The sequence below is a fragment of the Kitasatospora sp. NPDC028055 genome (assembly GCF_040637885.1).
Taxonomy (GTDB): domain Bacteria; phylum Actinomycetota; class Actinomycetes; order Streptomycetales; family Streptomycetaceae; genus Kitasatospora.
Genome location: NZ_JBEZXE010000040.1, coordinates 25,867 through 45,291 on the forward strand (window position 1 = coordinate 25,867; position 19,425 = coordinate 45,291).

General features: G+C 75.1%; 20 protein-coding genes. 10 read left to right on the forward strand and 10 right to left on the reverse strand.

Features of this window, described 5'->3' with window-relative positions:
* Nucleotides 1-65 precede the first annotated feature (65 nt).
* Nucleotides 66-1,556, reverse strand: a complete 1,491-nt coding sequence (locus AB0F71_RS30390) for a carboxylesterase family protein (protein WP_360240923.1) — start codon at nt 1,554-1,556, stop codon at nt 66-68.
* A 102-nt stretch (nt 1,557-1,658) separates the two neighbouring features.
* Between AB0F71_RS30390 and AB0F71_RS30395 the strand changes: the two genes are divergently transcribed.
* From AB0F71_RS30395 to AB0F71_RS30425, 7 genes are all read left to right on the forward strand, one after another.
* Nucleotides 1,659-2,276 carry a TetR family transcriptional regulator C-terminal domain-containing protein gene (locus tag AB0F71_RS30395; RefSeq protein ID WP_360240926.1) on the forward strand — a complete coding sequence of 206 codons (618 nt, stop codon included), beginning with the start codon at nt 1,659-1,661 and terminating at the stop codon, nt 2,274-2,276.
* A 156-nt stretch (nt 2,277-2,432) separates the two neighbouring features.
* Nucleotides 2,433-3,479: a TIGR03617 family F420-dependent LLM class oxidoreductase gene (locus AB0F71_RS30400; protein ID WP_360240929.1), complete on the forward strand. Its 1,047-nt coding sequence runs from the start codon at nt 2,433-2,435 to the stop codon at nt 3,477-3,479.
* Nucleotides 3,480-3,691: 212 nt separating this feature from the next.
* Nucleotides 3,692-4,105 carry a hypothetical protein gene (locus AB0F71_RS30405; RefSeq protein WP_360240932.1) on the forward strand — a complete coding sequence of 138 codons (414 nt, stop codon included), beginning with the start codon at nt 3,692-3,694 and terminating at the stop codon, nt 4,103-4,105.
* The gene (locus AB0F71_RS30410) at nt 4,102-5,883 is read left to right on the forward strand and encodes a GMC family oxidoreductase (RefSeq protein ID WP_360240935.1); all 1,782 of its coding nucleotides are present in this window, start codon (nt 4,102-4,104) and stop codon (nt 5,881-5,883) included. The genes AB0F71_RS30405 and AB0F71_RS30410 overlap by 4 nt, the downstream gene beginning before the upstream one ends.
* Complete coding sequence (locus tag AB0F71_RS30415) at nt 5,880-6,722, forward strand: hypothetical protein (protein WP_360240938.1); 843 nt, start codon at nt 5,880-5,882, stop codon at nt 6,720-6,722. The genes AB0F71_RS30410 and AB0F71_RS30415 overlap by 4 nt, the downstream gene beginning before the upstream one ends.
* A complete protein-coding gene (locus AB0F71_RS30420; RefSeq protein ID WP_360240941.1) occupies nt 6,719-7,387 on the forward strand; it encodes a DUF402 domain-containing protein in 669 nt (222 codons plus the stop codon). Before AB0F71_RS30415 ends, AB0F71_RS30420 begins: the two co-directional genes overlap by 4 nt.
* A gap of 46 nt (nt 7,388-7,433) precedes the next feature.
* On the forward strand, nt 7,434-7,907 hold the full coding sequence (locus AB0F71_RS30425) for a hypothetical protein (protein ID WP_360240944.1): 474 nt from the start codon (nt 7,434-7,436) through the stop codon (nt 7,905-7,907).
* On the opposite strand, the gene AB0F71_RS30430 is transcribed toward AB0F71_RS30425, so the two are convergent.
* The 5 genes from AB0F71_RS30430 to AB0F71_RS30450 form a co-directional block, all read right to left on the reverse strand.
* Entirely contained in the window at nt 7,873-8,913 is a 1,041-nt protein-coding gene (locus AB0F71_RS30430; RefSeq protein ID WP_360240947.1) for a bile acid:sodium symporter family protein, read from the reverse strand. The genes AB0F71_RS30425 and AB0F71_RS30430 overlap by 35 nt on opposite strands.
* Nucleotides 8,910-9,239, reverse strand: coding sequence for a hypothetical protein (locus tag AB0F71_RS30435; protein WP_360240950.1), 330 nt, complete (start codon nt 9,237-9,239; stop codon nt 8,910-8,912). The genes AB0F71_RS30430 and AB0F71_RS30435 overlap by 4 nt, the downstream gene beginning before the upstream one ends.
* On the reverse strand, nt 9,236-10,120 hold the full coding sequence (locus AB0F71_RS30440) for an isocitrate lyase/PEP mutase family protein (RefSeq protein WP_360240953.1): 885 nt from the start codon (nt 10,118-10,120) through the stop codon (nt 9,236-9,238). The genes AB0F71_RS30435 and AB0F71_RS30440 overlap by 4 nt, the downstream gene beginning before the upstream one ends.
* A 458-nt stretch (nt 10,121-10,578) precedes the next feature.
* Nucleotides 10,579-11,454: a class I SAM-dependent methyltransferase gene (locus AB0F71_RS30445; protein ID WP_360240957.1), complete on the reverse strand. Its 876-nt coding sequence runs from the start codon at nt 11,452-11,454 to the stop codon at nt 10,579-10,581.
* A gap of 300 nt (nt 11,455-11,754) precedes the next feature.
* Nucleotides 11,755-12,303: a PadR family transcriptional regulator gene (locus tag AB0F71_RS30450; protein ID WP_360240960.1), complete on the reverse strand. Its 549-nt coding sequence runs from the start codon at nt 12,301-12,303 to the stop codon at nt 11,755-11,757.
* Nucleotides 12,304-12,450: 147 nt separating this feature from the next.
* On the opposite strand from AB0F71_RS30450, the gene AB0F71_RS30455 reads away from it, so the two are divergent.
* A complete protein-coding gene (locus AB0F71_RS30455; protein WP_360240963.1) occupies nt 12,451-13,827 on the forward strand; it encodes an MATE family efflux transporter in 1,377 nt (458 codons plus the stop codon).
* A gap of 50 nt (nt 13,828-13,877) precedes the next feature.
* On the opposite strand, the gene AB0F71_RS30460 is transcribed toward AB0F71_RS30455, so the two are convergent.
* Nucleotides 13,878-14,366: a flavodoxin family protein gene (locus tag AB0F71_RS30460; protein WP_360240966.1), complete on the reverse strand. Its 489-nt coding sequence runs from the start codon at nt 14,364-14,366 to the stop codon at nt 13,878-13,880.
* Between the two features lie 271 nt (nt 14,367-14,637).
* Here AB0F71_RS30460 and AB0F71_RS30465 point away from each other — a divergent pair, with 271 nt between their 5' ends.
* Nucleotides 14,638-15,165, forward strand: coding sequence for a DinB family protein (locus AB0F71_RS30465; RefSeq protein ID WP_360240969.1), 528 nt, complete (start codon nt 14,638-14,640; stop codon nt 15,163-15,165).
* Between the two features lie 77 nt (nt 15,166-15,242).
* Here the strand turns inward: AB0F71_RS30465 and AB0F71_RS30470 are convergent, their stop codons facing one another.
* The 3 genes from AB0F71_RS30470 to AB0F71_RS30480 all read right to left on the reverse strand — a co-directional run bounded on the left by AB0F71_RS30470 (nt 15,243) and on the right by AB0F71_RS30480 (nt 17,565).
* Nucleotides 15,243-16,634, reverse strand: coding sequence for an MFS transporter (locus tag AB0F71_RS30470; RefSeq protein WP_360240972.1), 1,392 nt, complete (start codon nt 16,632-16,634; stop codon nt 15,243-15,245).
* Nucleotides 16,631-17,221 (reverse strand): TetR/AcrR family transcriptional regulator, encoded by a 591-nt coding sequence (locus tag AB0F71_RS30475; protein ID WP_360240975.1) that lies wholly within the window; start codon nt 17,219-17,221, stop codon nt 16,631-16,633. The genes AB0F71_RS30470 and AB0F71_RS30475 overlap by 4 nt, the downstream gene beginning before the upstream one ends.
* Before the next feature lie 164 nt (nt 17,222-17,385).
* Entirely contained in the window at nt 17,386-17,565 is a 180-nt protein-coding gene (locus AB0F71_RS30480; protein ID WP_360240978.1) for an antitoxin, read from the reverse strand.
* A 146-nt stretch (nt 17,566-17,711) separates the two neighbouring features.
* On the opposite strand from AB0F71_RS30480, the gene AB0F71_RS30485 reads away from it, so the two are divergent.
* Entirely contained in the window at nt 17,712-19,292 is a 1,581-nt protein-coding gene (locus tag AB0F71_RS30485; RefSeq protein ID WP_360240981.1) for a M28 family metallopeptidase, read from the forward strand.
* Nucleotides 19,293-19,425 lie beyond the last annotated feature (133 nt).

Genomic DNA, 19,425 nt, shown 5'->3' on the forward strand with positions numbered 1-19,425 from the left:
GGCCCGCCCGGGCCGGGGGAGCGTCAGATCAGGTCGGGGGAGCGTCAGACCAGGCCGGGGGAGCGTCAGACCAGGTCGAAGCGGGTCGGACCGCCCTCCGCCCAGATGCCGCGCGAGGCCTGGTCCGGGTAGCGGACGGTCTCCGAACGGGCGCTCAGGACCCGGGTGAGCTGCTGCTCCGGCTCGTGGGCGGCCCAGCCGGGATCGCCGGTGCCGACGAAGCGGATCCAGGCCTGCTGGAGCTCCTGGGAGAGCGCGACGGCCTCCGGGGCGGGCGGGTCGCCGAGGAAGTGCCGGGCCATCGGACTGTCCAGGGAGCCGAAGGCCAGCGGGACGTCCAGGCCGTGGCAGGCGCCGAACACCCCGCCCAGGGCGGGGGCCGGGTAGGCGAGTTGGAAGAGGTGGGAGGTGCCGCCGGCCGCCGTGTTGCCCTCGGCGAGGTGGAGCGAGGGGATCTTGAACAGCGAGTCGGAGAAGACGGCCTCGACCAGGTCGGAGGGCGTGGCGCCGGAGAAGGCGGCGCGGTAGGCCTCCGGGCCGCCCGGGCGCGGGGCGAGCAGGTCCAGTGCGGTGCGGGCGTCGTCCTCGGTGAAGGCGCCGTGCCGGCCGGCCAGCACGGCGAACAGCCGGAACTCGTCCCGGGTGTGGCCGACCAGCAGCTCGATGCCCTCGGCCCGTCCGGCGGCCAGCGCCGTCCAGGGCTCCTCGGTGAGGAGCTCGCCGTCGACCACCGGCACGGTGGGGACGCCGGTGTGGGCGAGCCGGCCCCAGTGCGCGAGGTGCTCGGGGAGGGCGGTGCCGAGCGCGGTGACGGCCTCGGCCAGCTGCCAGGGGTCGGTGCCGGCGAGGCCGGCCGCGGTGGGAGCGGTGCCGAGCCGCTCCGCCAGGGCGGCGGTGATCTCGGCGGCCAGCGCGGGGGTGGCGAGGTTGCCGCCGACGGAGTGGGCTATCGCCCGGTGGAACAGGCCGCGGGCCCGTGGCACGGTCAGCAGCGCGGCCACCGAGGAGGCCCCGGCCGACTGGCCGGCGACGGTGACCCGGGCGGGATCGCCGCCGAACGCGGCGATGTTGTGCTGCACCCACTCCAGGGCCGCGATCTGGTCGAGGAAGGCGCGGTTGGCCGGGGCGCCGTCGAGGAGGGCGAAACCCTCGGCGCCCACCCGGTAGTTGACGGTCACCACGACCAGGCCGGCCCGGGCCAGCCCGGTCGGGTCGTACAGCGGGTCGCCCGCGGTGCCGGAGATGAAGCCGCCGCCGTGGAGCCAGACCAGCACCGGCAGCCCGGCCGAGTCCGGGGCCGGGGTGCAGACGTTGAGCGTCAACCAGTCCGTGCCGGTGGTCGGTTCGACCTGCAGGGGGCCGGACTGGGGGACGACGGGGCCGTACTCGACGGTCTCGCGGACGCCGTCCCAGGGCTCGGGCGGGGCGGGGGCGGCGAAGCGGAGCGGGCCGACCGGGGGCCGGCCGTAGGGGATGCCGCGGAAGGCGGCGAGGCCGCGGTCCACGAAACCGCGGACGGTTCCCCCGGCGGTGCGGGCGACGGGCTGTACGAGCATGGGACGCTCCTCCCTCGGGAATGCCCCCAGCGTTGTAGGTCGGCTGTATTATGTCAAGCGTATGGAAAAGGTTGGTCGGGAGTCGTCGAGGAGTGCCGGGGCATGCCCAAGCAGGTGGACCATCGGGAGCGCCGCGAGACGATCGCCCGCGCGCTGTGGCGGATCGTGGAGCAGCGCGGCACCACCCAACTGACCCTGCGTGAGGTCGCCCGGGAGGCCGGGATCTCGCTCGGTCAGCTCCAGCACTACTTCGCCTCCCGGGCGGAGCTGCTCGGATTCGCGATGGACCTCGCCGGGGAGCAGAGCGGTCTGCGGGTCGCCCGGGCGCTGGCCGGGCTGGGCGAACGGCCGCACCCGCGCGCCGTGCTGCGGGCGATGCTGGTCGAACTGCTGCCGCTGCAGCCGGACTCGCGGGTCACCAGCCGGATGAGCGCCGCCTACGTCCTGGAGGCGCTGCACGACGAGGAGGTCCGGGCGCGGGCGCGCGGCGGGCTGGTGCGGGGGCGGGCGGAGGTGGAGCGGGTGGTGCGGGAGGCGATCGCCGACGGGCTGGTGGCGGCGGACCGGGACCCGGTGGTGGAGACGGACCTGCTGCTCGCGCTGACCGGGTTCACCACCCTGCTGGAGCTGGGCGTGGTCGGGCCGGACGCCGCGCTCACCGCCGTCGACCGGCACCTGGACCGGCTGTTCGCCGGGGAGGGCCGGCCGGCAGGCCCGTGACGGCGTGGCAGGCTGGGCGGGTACCACCGCAGCACGGCACCGCACGGCACCGCACGACACCGCACGAGCCCGGCGCTGCCCGAGCCCGGCGCTGTATGAGCCCGCCGCACCGCACGAGCCCCGCACGACGCAAGCCCCGCGACCAGGAGCACCCGTATGGACCGACCCGCCGCCCTCCGCCTCGACGCCACCGCCTCCGGGCACCCGGCCGGCATCCTCGACGCCGCCGAACAGGCCGAACGCCGGGGCATGGACCGGCTGGTGGTCGCCGAGACCGCGTACGACCCGTTCCTCCAGCTCGCCCGGGCGGCCGACCGCACCGAGTCGATCGAGCTGGCCACCGGCATCGCGGTGGCCTTCGCCCGCACCCCGATGACGCTGGCCTACCAGGCCTGGGGGCTGCACGCGGCCTCCGGCGGACGGGCCGTCATCGGGTTGGGCTCGCAGGTCAAGCCGCACATCGAGAAGCGCTTCGGGATGCCCTGGGACCGGCCGGCCGCCCGGATGCGGGAGTACGTGCACGCGGTGCGGGCGATCTGGCACAGCTGGCAGACCGGTGAACGGCTGCGGTTCCGGGGCGAGTTCTACACCCACACGGTGATGACGCCGGTGTTCTCGCCCGACCCGGTGCCGTCCGGGGTGCCCCGGATCCTGCTCGCGGGCGTCGGGCCGCTGATGACCCGCACCGCCGGGGCGGTGGCGGACGGCTTCCTCGCGCACCCGTTCTGCTCCACCGCCTACCTGACCGAGCAGGTGCTGCCCGGGCTGGTCGAGGCGCGGGCGCGGGCGGAGGCCGAGGGGGCGGAGTGGACCGGGCGGCCGTTCGAGACCGTCGGCAACGTGCTCACCGCCACCGGCCGGACCGAGGAGGAACTGGCGGCCAACCGGGCGGGGGTGCGCGAGCGGCTGGCCTTCTACGCCTCCACCCCGGCCTACCGCCCGGTGCTGGCGCAGCACGGCTGGGAGGGCTTGCAGGAGGAGCTGCACACCCACTCGGTGCGCGGGCGCTGGGCCGAGATGACGGCACTGGTCTCGGACGAGGTGTTCGACGCCTTCGCGGTCTCCGGCACGGTCGAGGAGGTCGCCCGGGAGATCCACCGCCGGTACGCGGGGCTGGTCACCCGGCTGTCCGTCAACCTGCCCGAGACTGCGGACCCGGCGCTCGGCCTGGACGTGCTGGCGGCGGTGCGCGCGCTGGGCTGAGCGGAAACGGTTCAGGAGCCGCCATGCGAGGGCGACGATCGATCGTGAACTGATCAAGATACGTCACATTCGGGCAAGCGGCCCCCGGCGGTCCGCCCGGACGGGAGGATCGCGCTGAGCAGGCGGAGCGTGCCCGCTCGGCACCAGCCTGTCATGTCTTGGCCATCCGCTCCTGGCCGTCCGCCGACGATCGTGGGGGTACCCGCGTGTCCGTGTCCGACGATCGCACCGCAGCCGACGACCCGTACGGGCCCTGGGGGCCCGCCGGGGAGGACGAACTCGCCGACCTCGACGAGTTCCTGCGCGTCAGCGCCGAACTCACCGGCTTCGACGTCCCCGAACTCCGCGCCACCGGCATGGCCGACGAACACCACCGCACCACCCTGGCCCACCGGGTCCGCGACGAGCACGCCCTGGTCCACCTCTGGTACGTCGGCGCCTGGCCCGGCGAGGCGCCGAGCTCCGCCCGCGCCCACGACCACGGACTGGTCTGGCGGACCTTCCGGGCCAGCCCGCCCGGCGCCGCCGCCCCCGGGCACGGCAGCTGGGCCGCGGCCCCGGCCGGGGGCGCCTCGTTCGAAGGCGCGCCGGCCGGAGGCGCCCCGTTCGGAGGTGAGCAGCGGTGAGCGCCCACTGGGACGCCGTCGTGGTCGGGGCCGGCTTCGCCGGCAGCCTGGTCGCCCAGCGGCTCGGCGCCCGGGGCTGGCGGGTCCTCGTCCTGGAGGCCGGCCGGACCGCACCGGGGAGCGCCGAGACCGCCGCCGCCCACCGTGCGGCCGGCGGCGGACCGCCCACCTCGCCCTACCCGCACAGCCCCGACGCCCCGTCACCCGACGTCACCGACCTCACCGGCCACCCGGACGGCGGCTACACCGCCCACGGCCACCTGCGCCAGTACGGCCCGCTGCCCTACGCCAGCGGCTACCTGCGCGCCAACGGCGGCACCGGACTGCTCTGGACCGGCCTCACCCCGCGCATGCACCCCGAGGACTTCCGCACCGGCGACCTCGGCCACGGCCGCAACTGGCCGATCGGCTACCACGACCTGGAACCCCACTACCGCGACGCCGAACAGGAACTCGGCGTCGCCGCCGACGCCGAGGAACAGCGCCGGGCCGTCGGCCTGCCCCTCCCGGCGGACTACGCCTACCCGATGCGGGCGATCCCGGCCAGCTACCTCGACCGGCAGCTGGCCCGCGCCCTCGACGGCCGGACCGTGCGCGACCCCGCCATGTCCGACCCGGCCCGGCTCGCCGTCACCCGCACCCCGCACGCCCGCAACGGCCTGCCCACCCGGCCCGGCAGCGGCCACGGCGCGCCCTGCGCCGGGAGCGCCAGCTGCGTCCCGGCCTGCCCGGGCGGCGCCAAGTACACCCCGCTGCGCACCCAGGCCCGCTGGGCGCCCGACGTCGAACTGCGCACCGAGGCCGTGGCCAGCCGGGTGCTCGCCGACCCGGAGACCGGACGGGCCACCGGGGTCGAGTACCTGGCCGGCGGCACCGCGCACCGGGTGACCGCCGACCTGGTGGTGATCGCCGCGCACGCGATCGAGAACGCCCGACTGCTGCTGCTGTCCGGCCTGGCCAACCGCAGCGACCAGGTCGGCCGGAACCTGATGGACCACCCCGCCCTGCTCACCTGGGGGCTGATGCCCCGCCAGGTCGGTCCCTACCGGGGCCCGGGCTCCACCGGCGGACTGGAGGCCTTCCGCTTCGGCGGGGCCCGCCGGCACCGGGCGCCGTTCCGGATCGAGATCGGCAACTGGGGCTGGTCCTGGGCCGGTGGCGACCCGGCGACCGAGGCCGCCGCGCTGCTAGACGCCGGGCTGCGCGGCAAGGAGCTGCGCGAACGCCTCGGCGACCGGCTCGGGCGGCAGTTCTCGCTCCAGTTCGAACTGGAGCAGCCCGCCGACCCGGCCAACCGGGTCACCCTCGACCCGGACCGGCGCGACCCGCTCGGCCTGCCCGCCCCCGCGATCCACTACGACCTGGGCGGCTACGTCCGCGAGGGCATGGCCTCCGCCCGGGCCGTCTCCGACCAGCTCTTCGCCCTGCTGGGCGCCGAGGACCACACCGCCTACCCGGGCGCCGGCTGGCCCGGCCGGCTGGAGCACCGCGGCGCCGTCCACGGCTACCGGGGAGCCGGCCACGCCGGCGGCACCCACCTGATGGGCGATTCCCCCGGCAGCTCCGTGGTCGACCAGTGGCAGCGCTGCTGGGACCACCCCAACCTGTACGCCGTCGGCTGCGGCTCGATGCCCTCGCTCGGCACCTCCAACCCCTCGCTCACCATGGCCGCCCTCGCGCTGCGCAGCGCCGAACGGATGCACCAGGACCTGCTGGCGCTGCGGCGGCCGACCACCCTCTCCCCGCCCGCGTCCCCCTCGCTTTCGGAGCCCTCATGACCGGCCTGCCGCTGCCGCCCGTCCCGGAGCCGTACCACCTGCCCTTCCACTACGGCGCGCTGCACAACATCGGCGTCGACTACCTGGTCGACCCGGCCCGGGCCCGCCGGCTGCTCGACAAGCGCCACCCCGGGCTGAGCGCCGCGACCTTCGACGGCGGGGCCTGCGTCTCGCTCAACTACCAGCTGTACTTCGCCCAGTACCCGAACGGCGGCGGCATCACCGAGGAGCTGGAGATCAACCTGATCGCCCACCCGGTGTTCGCCGAGGAGCGCATCCCGGTGGTCAACTACGGCCAGTACGCCCGGGGTTACGACCAGACCAAGCTGCTCGGCATCGCCCGGCTGCACGTGCTGTGCGACAACCCGCTCGCCATCGACGCCGGGCGCCGACTGTACGCCGAACCCAAGCACCCCGGCTGGTTCGAGACCACCCTGCCCTCGCTCAACGCGGCCGCCGTGCGCGAACGGTGGAGCATCTCCTGCCGCCGGGCCGAACTCGGCCCGGAGGGGCTGCACCGGCACCAGGAGGAGATCCTCGGCCTGGACGTCGACCTGGTCGGCCTCACCCCCGAGCCGGTGAACAACACCCCGATCACCGGCTACGGCACCGACGACGAGGGCAGGCTGCTCGCCGGACCGCTCAACGTCCACCACCCGTACCGCTACTACGCCCTGGACGACCGCACCGCCGACCGGGTCCGGCTCGACCTCGGCAACCCGGCCGAGGAGGCCGCCCGCGACCTCGCCCAGCTGATCGGCGAGGCCCCGGCGGCCGGCGTCTGGACCTACCAGTCCGCCCCGGTGGCCGCCCACCACCGCGCCTACTACGTCCGGTGACGGCGCGCCCCTTCGCGGCGGGCAGCACCGCCGTGCGCCGGGACGTCGTCGACGGACGGATCTGGACGGCCATGCCGTACACCGTGCTCGCCGACGACGGCACCACCCTGACCATGACCGCCCGCCCCGGCACCGAGAGCCTCGCCCCCGCCAGCTGGACCGCCTCCCAGCGGAACGACGACGTCGCCGCCCGCAGGCGCGGCATCGACGACCTGGCCGCCGGGTCCTGGCAGCTCGACCGCTGGCTCTGGCGGGACACCGTGGTGGTCAGCCGCTTCACCGCCGGGGAGCTGTACAGCGTGCACCGGTTCCTCAGTCCCGAGGGCCGCCCGCTGCGCTGGTACGTCAACTTCGAGCTCCCGTACCGGCGGACGGCCATCGGGATCGACACCTTCGACCTCTTCCTGGATCTGGTCATCACCCCCGACCTCGGCTCCCACAGCTGGAAGGACGAGGACGAGTACGCCGAGGCCCGGCGGCTCGGCGTGATCGACCGGGCCACCCACCGGCAGGTGGAGCTGGCCCGGGAGCGTGCCCTCGCCCAACTCGGCGACCGCACCGGGCCGTTCGCGCCCGATCCGGAGGCCTGGGCGCTGCCGCCGGCGGGGGAGTTGCCCGTCCTGCCCGACACCGTGCTCAGTACGGCGGCCGCCCGCTGGGGGTAGGGTCCGTCCTCCTCGGGGACGGGCCCCGATAGGCTCGCGTCCCGACATGGACGACACCCACGCGACGGACGGGCTGAGCGACGCCGAGGCGCTCGACCACCTGCACGAACCCGGGGCCTACCGGCGGCTGGCCGAGCGGACCGCCGACCCCGGGGTGCTGCGCGTACTGGCCCGGTGCGAGTACCCGTTCGTCTGGCACACGATCGTGCGGAATCCCGCCGCGCCGCTCGACCTGCTGGTGACCCTGTCGGTCCGGCGGCACAGCACCTGGAACGACAACCACCTGCTGCGGCTGCTGGCCGCCCACCCGGCGGTGGCCGGCGAGGCCCTGGACGGACTGGTGGAGCTGGTGGCCGAGCGGCTGCGGGAGGGCGAGCGCCCGTACGCCGCGGTGCTGCTGCTGGCCCGGCGGCCGGAGTTGACGGAGGAACGGCTGAACCGGCTGGGGCACCTGCCCGGTGCCTCCAGCCGGCTCCGCCGGGGGATCAGCCGTGCGCTGGCGGCCCGCCCGCCGGGCTGAGCTCGGCCGCGGGCTGCCCGCCGGCCGGGACCGGCTCGGGTGCCCGGGCCCAGCGCCCGGCCAGGACGGTGCCCACCACCAGTTGGAGCTGGTGGTAGGCCATCAGCGGCAGCACCATCACCCCCGCCTCCGCCCCGAACAGCACGGTGGCCATCGGCAGCCCGTTGGCCAGGCTCTTCTGCGAACCGCACAGCATCGCCGCGATCGCGGCCGGGCGGTCCAGCCCCAGCCCGCGCGCCCCGAGCCCGGTGACCGCCAGGGTCACGGCGAGCAGGGCCAGCAGCACCACGACCATCCCGAGCAGGGCGAACGGCGTCGCCCGGTGCCAGATGCCCTGGGCCACCGCCGCGCTGAACGCCGTGTAGACGACCAGCAGGATCGAGCCGCGGTCCACCGGGGTCAGCAGCCGTTTGTGACGGGCCACCAGGCCGCCGATCCACGGCCGCAGCAGCTGCCCCAGCAGGAACGGCGCCAGCAGCTGGAGCCCGATCCGCAGCAGCCCGTCCGCCGACAGCCCGGCGTGCGAGCCCAGCAGTCCGGCGACCAGCAGCGGGGTGAGCACCAGCCCGGCCAGGCTGGAGTACGTCCCCGCGCAGATCGCCGCCGGGACGTCGCCCCCGGCGGCGCCGGTCAGCGCCACCGAGGACTGCACCGTGGACGGCACCAGGCAGAGGAACAGCACCCCGGCCTGCAGCTGTTCGGTCAGCGGAACCGGCGTCAGCAGCGCGGTGGCCAGGCCGAGCAGCGGGAAGAGACCGAAGGTGGCGGCGAGCACCAGCCCGTGCAGTCTCAGGTGGCGCAGCCCGGCCACGGTCTCCCGGGTGGACAGCCGGGCGCCGTACAGGAAGAACAGCAGGGCCACGGCGAGGTCGCAGGCCGTCGCGGCGAACCGGGCCCCGGCGCCGGAGGCCGGGAACAGCGCGGCCAGGCCGACCGTCCCCGCCAGCGCCAGCAGGTACGGGTCGAACCTGCGCCACCAGTGCGGGCGCCGGGCGCGGGCCGTCATGGCCCACCTCCGCTGCCGACCAGGCCCCCGCCCGGACCCCCGACCAGGCCCCCGCCCAGGGACCCGCCCAGGCCCCCGACCAGTGACCCGGCGCCGTCGTGGTCGCTTCCCGCCGAGCCGCCGCCCTGCTGGAGGTTGGCCGTGCGGTCGACCTCCAGCCAGGAGTCGGCGTGCGAGTTGTCGATGACCGTGATCAGGCTGCCGCCCGCGGCGGCCGGGGCCGCGCCGACCGCGAGCAGGGCGCACGCCCCGGTCAGCCCCAGGACGGTGGCCCGCAGCGCGGCGGCCGCCGAGGGCGGGGCGGGCCGGCGCGGCCCGGGGCTCAAGCCGTCACGTCCGCGAGCCGCCGGGAGCGCGCGATGTTGCGCTCCAGCAGTTCGGTGGATTCCCGCACGCCGACCGGCTTGGCCTGCTCGGCCTGGGAGGGCAGTCGCCCGTCGGCGGTCTTGAGGCCGGTGAGCGCCTCGTCGATCGCCCGGTGGGCCGCGAACAGGCACGGCGTGCTGTAGATCGCGACGTCCACCCCCAGCTCGGTGAGCTCGGTGAGGGACAGCCGGGGGGACTTGCCGCCCGCGATCTGGTTGAACAGCAGGGGCTTGTCGCCGACCTCCTTGCGGATCCGGCGGATCCACTCCTCGCTGCGCACGCCGTCCACCAGGACCACGTCGGCGTCCGTCTCGGCGAGCGCGCGGGCGCGGCGCAGGATGTCCGCCTCCTCGGTGGCGTCGGTGCGGGCGACCACCAGGAGGTCGGTGCGGTCGGCGAGGACGAGTTCGAGCTTCGTCAGGTACTCCTCCAGCGGGAGGACCTGCTTGCCGTCGGCGTGCCCGCAGCGGCGCGGGCGCTTCTGGTCCTCCAGGATCACGCCGGAGGCGCCGATGGCCTCCAGCCGGCGTACGACGTGGCACGCGACCTCGGGATCGACGTAGCCGTCGTCGATGTCGACCAGCAGGTGGTGCGTGGGGAACGCGCCGCGCAGCCGTTCGACGAAGGCGACCATGTCGGGCCAGGCGATGAAGCCGATGTCCGGCAGGCCGTAGTAGGAGGCGGCGAAGCCGAAGCCGGAGACGAACATGCCGTCGTAGTGCTCGGCCGCGATGGAGGCCGAGTACATGTCGTGGACGCCGATCAGGGGTGTGGTGCCCTGGTCCGCGATCGCCGCGCGGAGCCGCTGCCCGGGGCCCGCGGAGGTGGAAGCGTGGAACATGGGTCTCTCCTCACTCACAAGGATTTTGCCTGAACTTGGCTTTCTCAAGACCAAACTTAGGTGCCATCACTATGCGGTCTTTAAAGGTCCATGGGCAAACCTTTAATGGAGATTCACCCATGTGAGTGAACGAATTTTCGACAATGCGTCAGTCGGATGAAGTGAACATTCCGGGTCCGAGCTGAGCCCGAGCTGACGGCCGGATGACGGTGGTGCCACGGTCCGTTCAACGGCGCTCATCGGCCCGCGGCGGCGCCGCAACGCGAACCGCCGCCGCAGCGGGCGCTGCGACGGCGGTGATGGCGCTGGTGGCCGTGGGTTTCGGGTGGGTGTCCGGGGCGGTGGCCGGTCGCGTCCGGGATTGTGTCCGGGATTGTGTCCGGGATTGTGTCCGGGATTGTGTCCGGGGTCGCGCCGGATCTGTCGGGATCGCGCCGGAGCGGGGGTCGCTCCGGGGGTCAGGAGCTCGCGGTGGGGCGCACGTCGCGGCGTTCGCGCAGGGTGCGGAGGACCCGGCGGGTGGCGCGGGTGGCGACCGGGGGGAGGAGGTCCAGGGCGATCCGGCGGGAGGCCGAGCGCTGGAGCTGGGCGGGCGCCTTGACCTGGTAGTTGAGGCGGAGGACCTGGTGGCCGGCGATGGTGTCCTCGTCGACGGCGTAGTCCTCGGCCCGCCAGTCGCGGGCCAGCAGGGTCCGCCGGGCGGCCGCGGCGTCGCCCCAGGTGCCGTAGAACTTCATCGGGGTGAGCAGCACCGGCTGCAGTCCGCCGGTGAAGACGGCCTCCCAGACGGCGGCCGAGACGCCCGGGGTGTGCTCCGAACGGTAGTCGTCCAGCGAGATCAGGCCGTCCTCGGCGAGCGCGGCCCGGGCCACCAGGATGTCCCCGCTGACGTGCTCGTACAGGTGCGAGGCGTCGACGTGGACGAAGCGGCAGCTGCCCGCCGGGATCCGGCCGTCGGCCAGCACCGAGGTGGGGGCCTGGACGATCTCGGGCAACTCGGCGTGGAAGGCGAGGTAGTTGGACTCGAAGGCGCTGCGGGTGAGGGTCTTGCGGTAGGACATGGTCATCTCGGCGGCGTTCTCCGCGTCGGCGGCCTCGGAGTCGAAGAGGTCGCAGACGGTCAGCCGCTCGCCGGGCTGGAGGTGGTCCCCGAGCAGGACGGCGCTGCGGCCGAGGTAGCTGCCCAGTTCCAGGATGTCCCCGCTGACCCCGGCGGCCGTCTGGGCGGACAGCAGGTGGGAGAAGGCGGCCCGGTCCAGGCCGAAGAACCAGCCCGGGATGTCGTCCCGCTTCCGGGGGACGGGGCCGGCGGCTGTGGTCTCTTCACTGGGCACGGCTGCCTCCAGGGGGCGGGCGGGGCGCGGTGGTGGATCACGCCAGCGGAGGGGCGCCGTGGTCGTGAGGCAGATCATCATAGCCACGCCCGGGCCGCCCTGGGATGGGTGTCGGAGGGGTCGGTTCCGTGCCGGGGCGGGGCCGTTCGGCCTGGTGTTCGGGCTGGTGGCCCGCACTCCTTGGAGCGCCCGGGCGGTTCGGGCGCCACCCGTCCGCTGCGGGCGCCACCGGGTCGCGGCGGGCTGCCTCCGGTCCGCGGCGGGTGCCCCCGCTGGATTTCGGCGGGGGCACCGCCGACGTCACCGCGGGGCGCCGCCCGTGGCGCCCTCCAGCCCGGCGATGGTCTCGGCCAGCCAGGCGCGTTCGGCGGCGCCGGAGGCCCGGGCGACCAGCAGCATGCCGCGCCGGAACGGGTTCGGCTCCCGCTCGGCGGTGACCGGCCGGCCGTCCCCGTCGTAGAAGAAGCTGCTCGGCGCCTCCAGGAAGTCCAGTCGGCGCCGGAGTACGGCGGCCTGCCGGGCCGGGTCGGCCAGTTGGTGGAGGAAGGCAGCGAGGGTGAAGAAGCGGATCTGGTCGGTGATCTCGGCCTGCTCGGGGTCGGCCAGTCGCCGCAGTAGCTCCGCCCGGCCCTCCGGGGTGAGTTCCAGGGTCTGGCGCGGTGCGGCGCCGCTGCCGGGTTCGGTGCGGCGGTCCAGCAGCGCGGCCTTCTCCAGTCGGGTGATCGCGGGGTAGAGCGCGCCGTCGCTGACCGGTCGGACGTGACCGGTCAATCCGGTGATCCGGGACTTGAGTTCGTAGCCGTGCAGGGGCTGGTCGTACAGGAAGCCGAGGATCGCGAGGGTCAGCACGGTCGGAGCCCTTTCGTCGGAGTGCGCCCCATGATGCGCCCCGCACCACGAATGATGCTACCTCTTGTCGAGGTGCCTCGAATCGATGTATATCCATTCGAGGCAGCCGCCCGCTCCGGTGCGGGCGGCGCGACGATGGGGGGACCCGTGCGCGAACAGTCCGTCCGGCTGGCCTTGTTGGCCGGGCCGGTCTACGCCGAGCTGCTGTCCGGAGTGATCGCCACGGTGATCGGGACGCTCTGGGTGGCCGGCCTCGGCGGTGCCGCCGTGGCCGCCGTCACCCTGGCCGGAACCCTGGAGAACCTGTTGCTCGGGCTCGTCCTGGTGGTGTCCTCCGGCGTCAGCGTCCGGCTCGCCCGGGCCCTCGGCGCCGGGGACCGGGCCGAGGCCGGGCGGATCACCCGCGCTGCCTGGCGGCTCTGCGCGCTCGGCACCCTGGCCCTCGCCGCCCCTGGCTTCCTGCTGCGGGACCGGATCGCGGCCGCCTTCCTCGACGGCGAGGCCGCCGCCAGGGCCGGGGAGTACCTCACCGTCGCCTTCCCGGCCTTCGCGTTGTTCTTCGCCCAGCGGGTCGCCGACGAACTCTTCAAGGGCAGCGGTGACACCCGCACCCCGATGCGGATCGCGCTGCTCTCCAACGCCCTGCTGCTGGTCCTCGATCCGCTGCTGATCCTCGGCGCCGGCCCGCTGCCCGCCCTCGGAGTGCCCGGCGCGGCACTGGCCCTGGCCGGCTCCCGGGCGGTCGCCCTCGCCGTCACCCTGCGCCTGCGGCCCCGGGCCGCCGGACCGGTCCGGGGCGCCGGGGAGGTCCGGGGCATTGGGGAGGCTCGGGGCGTCGGGTCGGCGGCCCTCGGCATCCTGCGGGCCGGTGCGCCGTACGGCCTGGACTTCACCGCCCGGATGGCCGTCGGCACGGCCCAACTCGCCCTGGTCGCGGGGTTCGGGGTGGCGGCGGTGGCCGGGTACGGCATCGGCTACCGGCTGCTGCTGGTGCTCACCATGGCCTTCTACGCGCTGCGCCAGGCCGTGGCCCTCCGGGCCGCCCACCTCGTCGGGGCCGGTGCGCCCGAGCCGCTGCGCGACCTGCGGCGCGCCACCGCCCGCCTCGCCGTGGGACTGGGCGCCGCGGCGGCGTTCCTCGCGGCCGGTGCGGCCGGCCCGCTCGCCGCGCTGTTCACCGACGACCCGGCGGTGGCCGCCCGGTCCACGGGGTTTCTCCACCTGGCCGCCCTCTACCTGCTGCCGTACGCCCCGGCGGTCGCGCTCGGCGGCTACCACCAGGCGACCGGGGCCGGGCGGGCGTTGGTGGTGTCGGCGGTGTTCGGGCTCGGCGGGCAGTTGGCGGCGGCGGTGGTGCTGTCGCGGTGGTGGGGGGTGGACGGGGTGTGGGTCGGCCAGGGAGTGGGTGCGGTGCTGCAGTTGGTGCTGTTGGTGGTGCTCACCCGGCGTCGGGACGGGGGAGTGGTCCGGGAGGTGCGGGAGGCGCCGGGGCGTGCGCGGGTGTCGGGTCTCCGGCGCACGTAGGTGGTCCGGTGGTCGGGCGGGGCCCGGCCACCGGATCCCGGGTGCGGGGCTCAGGAGGCCGGGTTGGACGTGCTCCGGAGCTGCTCGGCGAAGGTGCGGGCGGCGGCGAAGTCGCGGGTGTCGGGGCGGTGCTTGCTGATGCCGCCGACCAGCCGGAACGGGAGCCAGGTGTCGTGGCCGCGGGCCGTGAAGCCGTCGACGATCCGGAAGCCCTTCGCCGCCAGGGCGCGCTCCGTCGGCCGGGTGAACGGGCGGAAGCGGGGTTCGGGTAGGCCGCTGGTGGCGAACACGAAGGCCCGGCAGGGGCGTTCGGCGGACGGGACGACGGTCGGCAGGCTGCGGACGAAGGCCCGCAGGCGCGGGTGGAGGCGGCCGGTGAAGACGCCCGAGCCGAACCCGACCAGGTCGTAGCCGCTGAGGTCGGCCGGGTCCAGCTCCTCCGGTGCGACCACGGGTGCGGCCAGCGGCTGGGCGATCTCCTCGGCGATCCGCCGGGTGTTGCCGTGGGAAACCGAGACACACACGATTAAGACCTTCATGGTGAGGACGCTCCCTTTGTTCTTCTGTTCTTCGTCGTACGGGTGCTGGATGGACCGGGCAGCGCGGCGGAACGTGACATCGCGGGTCGCGAGCCGCCGAAGGGAGCGCAGCCTGGGCCCGTGCGCCGCCGAGCCCCGTGAGACGGCGCGGTGGCCGAGGTGGTGGTGATCTCCACGACCGGCCGGGCCTGACCCCTGACCCCGGACCGGCCCCCGGCGTGCTCGGCCGCGCCGGGGGCCGTTGTCAGTGGTGCGTGCCACAGTGGCGGCCATGGCGAGCACACCGGACGGGCGGCCGATCCCGTCCCCGCAGGCGGACGAACGGACCACACTGGAGGGCTGGCTGGACTTCCAGCGGGCCACCCTGGAGCACAAGGTCTCCGGGCTGGACGACGGGCAGGTGCGGACGGCCTCGGTGCCGCCCTCGACGATGACCCTGCTCGGGCTGGTCCAGCACCTGGCCGAGGTCGAACGCACCTGGTACCAGCGGGTGTTCGCCGGCCAGGAGGTGCCGCCGCGGTACGGCCCGGAGAACCCGGACGGCTACGGGCTGGACGCCGCGCGCGGGATGGCGCAGGCCCTGGCCGACTGGCGGGCGGAGGTCGAGCGGGGCCGGGAGCTCACCCGTGGGGTGCCGCTGGACGAGGCCGGACCGCTGCCTGCTCCGTTGGCGGCGGTGCTCGGTGCCGAGACCGCCTCGCTGCGCTGGATCCTGGTGCACCTGATCGAGGAGTACGCCCGCCACAACGGCCACGCCGACCTGCTACGTGAGGCCCTCGACGGCGCCACGGGCGTCTGACGCTCCCTCTGGTTGCCCCGGCTGCCCCGGCTGCCCCGGTCGTCCCGGTCGTCCCGGTCGTCCTGGTCGGGCGCCCGTCACGGGCGTCCGGCGGCCCCCGGCCCGGTGGCCTCCCGAGGCCGGGTGGCGACGGCCCGGCCGGGCAGCCGGGTGGCGAGCAGCAGTCCCGCCGCCGCCACGGCGGCTGCGGACAGCGCGGCCGGGGCGAGTGCCGCGCCCGGTGCCGTGCGCCCGGCCAGGACGGTGGCCAGCGCGACGCCCAGGGCCGGGCCGACGTTCATCGCGGTCTGCTGGAGGCCGCCCGCCACGCCCGCCTCGGCGGCGGCCGCGCCCCGGACGACGGCGGAGGTGGCGACGGCCATCACCGTGCCGAAGCCGCCGCCGATCAGCAGGAAGCAGCCGCCGATCGCGACGGCGCCCGAGGACGGGCCGAGCCGGGCGGTGAGCAGCGTGCCCGCCGTGAGCAGCGCCATCGCGCCCAGCACGGTGTCGCGGGTGCCGCGGCGCTTCGCCAGTCCGGCCGAGACGGGTGCGGCGACGACCATCGCCACGGCGAGCGGCGATGCCCGCAGGGCGCTCTGCAGGGGGTCGAGGCCGAGGGCGTCCTGGAGGAAGTAGCTGGCCGGGAAGAGCGTTGCGAAGAGCGCCGCCGAGGCCGCGAGCAGGACTCCCAGCGCCGGGCCGATGGCGGGTGCGCGCAGCAGGGCGGCGGGCAGCAGCGGGCGGTCGGTGCGGCGCTCGTGCCGGGCCAGGGCGAGGGTGGCCAGGGCGGCCGCCGTGAGGGTGAGCGCGGTGCCGGTCGACCAGCCGTCGGTCGGCAGGGTCACCAGGGTGTGCACCAGGGCGGCCAGGGCGAGCGCGAGCAGTCCCGCGCCGGGCAGGTCGAGGCCGCTGGTAGCCGGTTCGGTGCGGACCGGGGGGACGGCGAGGGCGGCGACCAGGGCCGCCGCGGCGGGCAGCAGGCCGAGCAGGAAGACCGCCCGCCAGCCGAAGTGGGTGGTGAGCGCGCCGCCGACCAGCGGTCCGGCGGCGGCCGAGACGCCGAGCGCGGCGGTGCGCAGCGCGATCGCGCCGGGCAGCCGGTCGGCCGGCCAGACGGCGCGCAGCAGGCCGATGGTGGCGGGCTGGAGCAGGGCGCCGGAGAGGCCCTGGAGCACGCGCAGTGCGATCACCCAGCCGATGTCGGGGGCGAGGGCGATGCCGGCGGAGGCGGCGGCGAAGCCGGCCACCCCGAGGGTGAAGGTGCGCCGGTGGCCGTAGCGGTCGCCGAGCCGGCCGGCGAAGACCAGCAGGGCCGCGACGGTGACCAGGTAGCCCGTGCTGGTCCACTGGACGGCGGTCAGGGAGGCGTGCAGGTCGCGCTGGAGGGTGGGCTGGGCGACGCCGAGCACGGTGCCGTCCAGGGCGACGAGGACGGCACCGGTGACGCTGGTGGCGAGGGTGAGCCGCTCGCGGCGACGGGGCTTCACCGGGTGGCCGGGCCGAGGTGGGCGGTCAGGGTGGCGCCCAGCAGGGGTTCGATGCCGTCGCTGCCGGTGGCCAGGGCGAGGCTGCCCCAGGTGCGGAGTTGGGCCAGGCCGTGCAGGTTGGCCCAGAGCGCGGCGGTGGCGGCGGTCGGGTCCTCGTCCTGCGGGTGGAGTTCGCCGACCAGGCCGACGAAGGTGCGGAACAGCGGCAGGGTGGAGCGGCGCAGTTCGGTGCCGCTGCCCTCCAGCAGGTCGTGGCGGAACATCAGCTCGAACATGCCGGGGTTGGCCGCGGCGAAGCAGAGGTAGGCGCGGGCGAGGGCCTCGATCCGGGTGCGGGGGTCGGCCCCGGTGCCGGCGGCGAGGGCGTCGGCACCGGCCAGGGTGTCGGTCAGCCGGCCGAAGCCGTGCCGGGCGACGGCGGCGAGCAGTTCGCGGTGGGTGGGGAAGTAGCGGCGCGGTGCTCCGTGGGAGACCCCGGCGCGGCGGGCGATCTCCCGCAGCCCGAGGGCGTGGACGCCCTCCTCGGTCACCAGCTCGATGCCGGCAGCCACCAGGCGGGCGCGGAGGTCGCGGTCCTGTTCGGTCATGGACACTGTCTACCGGATCACCGTAGACAGTGTCTACTCGCAGTGCCGCGCGTCCACGGGGCAGGGAACACGGACGGGGGAGACGGGCGGGGGCCGACCACGGCCGGGCCGGGGCGACGCCTGAGCGCCGCCGCCGGCCCGGCCGGGCGGCATCGGGGGCCGCGCTACTGCGGCGGCCGGTCGTCGCGGAACTGCTCCTTGAGCTTGTCCTGGGCGGTGTCGACCTGGCTCTGGTACTTGCCCTGGGTGCGTTCGTCGACGTAGTCGCCGGCCTTGTCGACACCCTTCTCGGCCTGGTCCTCGTGGCCCTTCAACAGGCCCTTGAGCTTATCCAGCATGGACATGTGGTCACCCCCCTGGATGAGACGCCCCCACCCCTCCAGCATCACCGCCCTGGGCGTCCCGCGCACCTCGCGCCGCGCGGCGGCCTTGGCAAGGCGGTCGCCGTCATGTCAAATCGTGAACCCACCGACCGTCGGAAGGAGTCGCCTTGAAGCCCCGCTCCCGTTCCCGGACCTCCCCGCTCGCCGCCCTGACCGCCGCCGCCCTGGTCGCGCCGTTACTACTCGTCAGTGCGGGCAGTGCCAACGCCGACCCGGACCCGGCCCGCCGGGGCGCCAGGCTGGCCGAGCGGCTGGTCGGGGCGAGCAGCGCCGAGGACGCCCGGGACACCCTGGTCGCGCTGCAACGGTTCGCCGACCGCAACGGCGGTACCAGGGCGGCCGGTTCGAAGGGCCACGACCTGTCCGCGCGGTACATCTACGAACAGGCCCGGCGGGCCGGGCTCAAGGTCTCCCGGCAGGACTTCGAGTACACCTTCTTCGAGGCCCGGGCACAGCGCCTGGACGTGCTGTCACCACGGGCGGAGTCGGTGCCGGTACTGGCGATGACCTACTCGGTGAGCGGCCCGGAGGCGGGCCTGACCGCCGAGTTGGGCGTCGCCCCGGTGAGCGCCGCCACCGGCTGCACGCCCGCCGACTACCCGGCGGGCTCCGTCACCGGCCGGATCGCGCTGATCCGGCGCGGCGGGTGCAGCTTCGCCGCGAAGCAGGCGGCCGCGGCCACGGCGGGCGCCGTCGGGGCGCTGATCTACAACAACACCGACGGCGAACTGAACGGGACCCTCGGCGAGCCCACCGCCGGGAAGGTCCCCACCGGCGGGATCACCGAGGCGGCGGGCAAGGCGCTGGCCGCCGAGGCCGCCGCCGGTCCGGTGCGGCTGACCCTGGACGTCCGCACGTTCATGGAGCAGCGCAAGACCTGGAACGTCATCGCCGAGACCCGGGGCGGCGATCCGGCGAACACCGTGATGGTCGGTGCCCACCTGGACTCCGTCCCGGCCGGGCCCGGCATCAACGACAACGGCTCCGGCGCGGCCGGCATCCTGGAGGTCGCGAAGAACCTCGGCACCCGGCCGGTCAAGAACAAGGTCCGGTTCGCCTGGTGGTCGGCCGAGGAGTTCGGCCTCAAGGGCTCCGAGGCGTACGTGAAGTCGCTCTCCGACGCGGACCGGAAGAACATCCGGCTCTACCTCAACTTCGACATGATCGCATCCCCCAACTACGCGCAGTTCGTCTACAACGGCTCCGGCAGCGCGGGCGGCGGCGCGGGCCCGGAGGGCTCGGCCCAGATCGAGCGCTTCCTCACCGACTACCTGGACGGCCGCGAGCTGCCGCACGAGCCGCGCGCCTTCGACGGCCGCTCCGACTACGGTCCGTTCATCGACGCGGGCATCCCGGCCGGCGGCACCGACACCGGCGCCGAGGTGATCAAGACCCCCGAGCAGCAGGCCCGTTACGGCGGAACGGCGGGCGCCGCCTACGACGCCTGCTACCACAAGGCCTGTGACGACCTGGACAACCTGGACCTGGCGGTCTTCGACAACAACATCGACGTGATCGCCCATGCCGTCGGCACCTACGCCTGGGACCTCTCCCCGCTGCAGCGGCCCGTACCCGGGCAGCGCCCGGCCGCCCGGGCGGCCGGCGGAGCGGGTATCAGCACCCCGGGCAGCACCGGAGCCGGCGACGCCGGAGCGGGCGGCACCGCCGCCCACGCGGTGGCGGCCTGACGCCCGGGTGGGCCCGCTGCCGTCCTCGGGCGGCGGGCCCACCCACCGGCCGTGCGCACACCGTCCACAGGGCACCTCCCGTCCGCCATCGCCCCTGGTGGGTCAGGGTGCGCACCACCGTAGCGGCCACCAC

Bases quoted from the DNA above. Each gene is read 5' to 3' on its own strand.
- AB0F71_RS30475 (WP_360240975.1), bottom strand. From the start codon at position 17,221: ATGACCGAACAGGACCGCGACCTCCGCGCCCGCCTGGTGGCTGCCGGC.
- AB0F71_RS30430 (WP_360240947.1), bottom strand. From the start codon at position 8,913: ATGACGGCCCGCGCCCGGCGCCCGCACTGGTGGCGCAGGTTCGACCCG.
- AB0F71_RS30395 (WP_360240926.1), top strand. From the start codon at position 1,659: ATGCCCAAGCAGGTGGACCATCGGGAGCGCCGCGAGACGATCGCCCGC.
- AB0F71_RS30390 (WP_360240923.1), bottom strand. From the start codon at position 1,556: ATGCTCGTACAGCCCGTCGCCCGCACCGCCGGGGGAACCGTCCGCGGT.
- AB0F71_RS30460 (WP_360240966.1), bottom strand. From the start codon at position 14,366: ATGAAGGTCTTAATCGTGTGTGTCTCGGTTTCCCACGGCAACACCCGG.
- AB0F71_RS30465 (WP_360240969.1), top strand. From the start codon at position 14,638: ATGGCGAGCACACCGGACGGGCGGCCGATCCCGTCCCCGCAGGCGGAC.
- AB0F71_RS30425 (WP_360240944.1), top strand. From the start codon at position 7,434: ATGGACGACACCCACGCGACGGACGGGCTGAGCGACGCCGAGGCGCTC.
- AB0F71_RS30400 (WP_360240929.1), top strand. From the start codon at position 2,433: ATGGACCGACCCGCCGCCCTCCGCCTCGACGCCACCGCCTCCGGGCAC.
- AB0F71_RS30440 (WP_360240953.1), bottom strand. From the start codon at position 10,120: ATGTTCCACGCTTCCACCTCCGCGGGCCCCGGGCAGCGGCTCCGCGCG.
- AB0F71_RS30415 (WP_360240938.1), top strand. From the start codon at position 5,880: ATGACCGGCCTGCCGCTGCCGCCCGTCCCGGAGCCGTACCACCTGCCC.
- AB0F71_RS30480 (WP_360240978.1), bottom strand. From the start codon at position 17,565: ATGTCCATGCTGGATAAGCTCAAGGGCCTGTTGAAGGGCCACGAGGAC.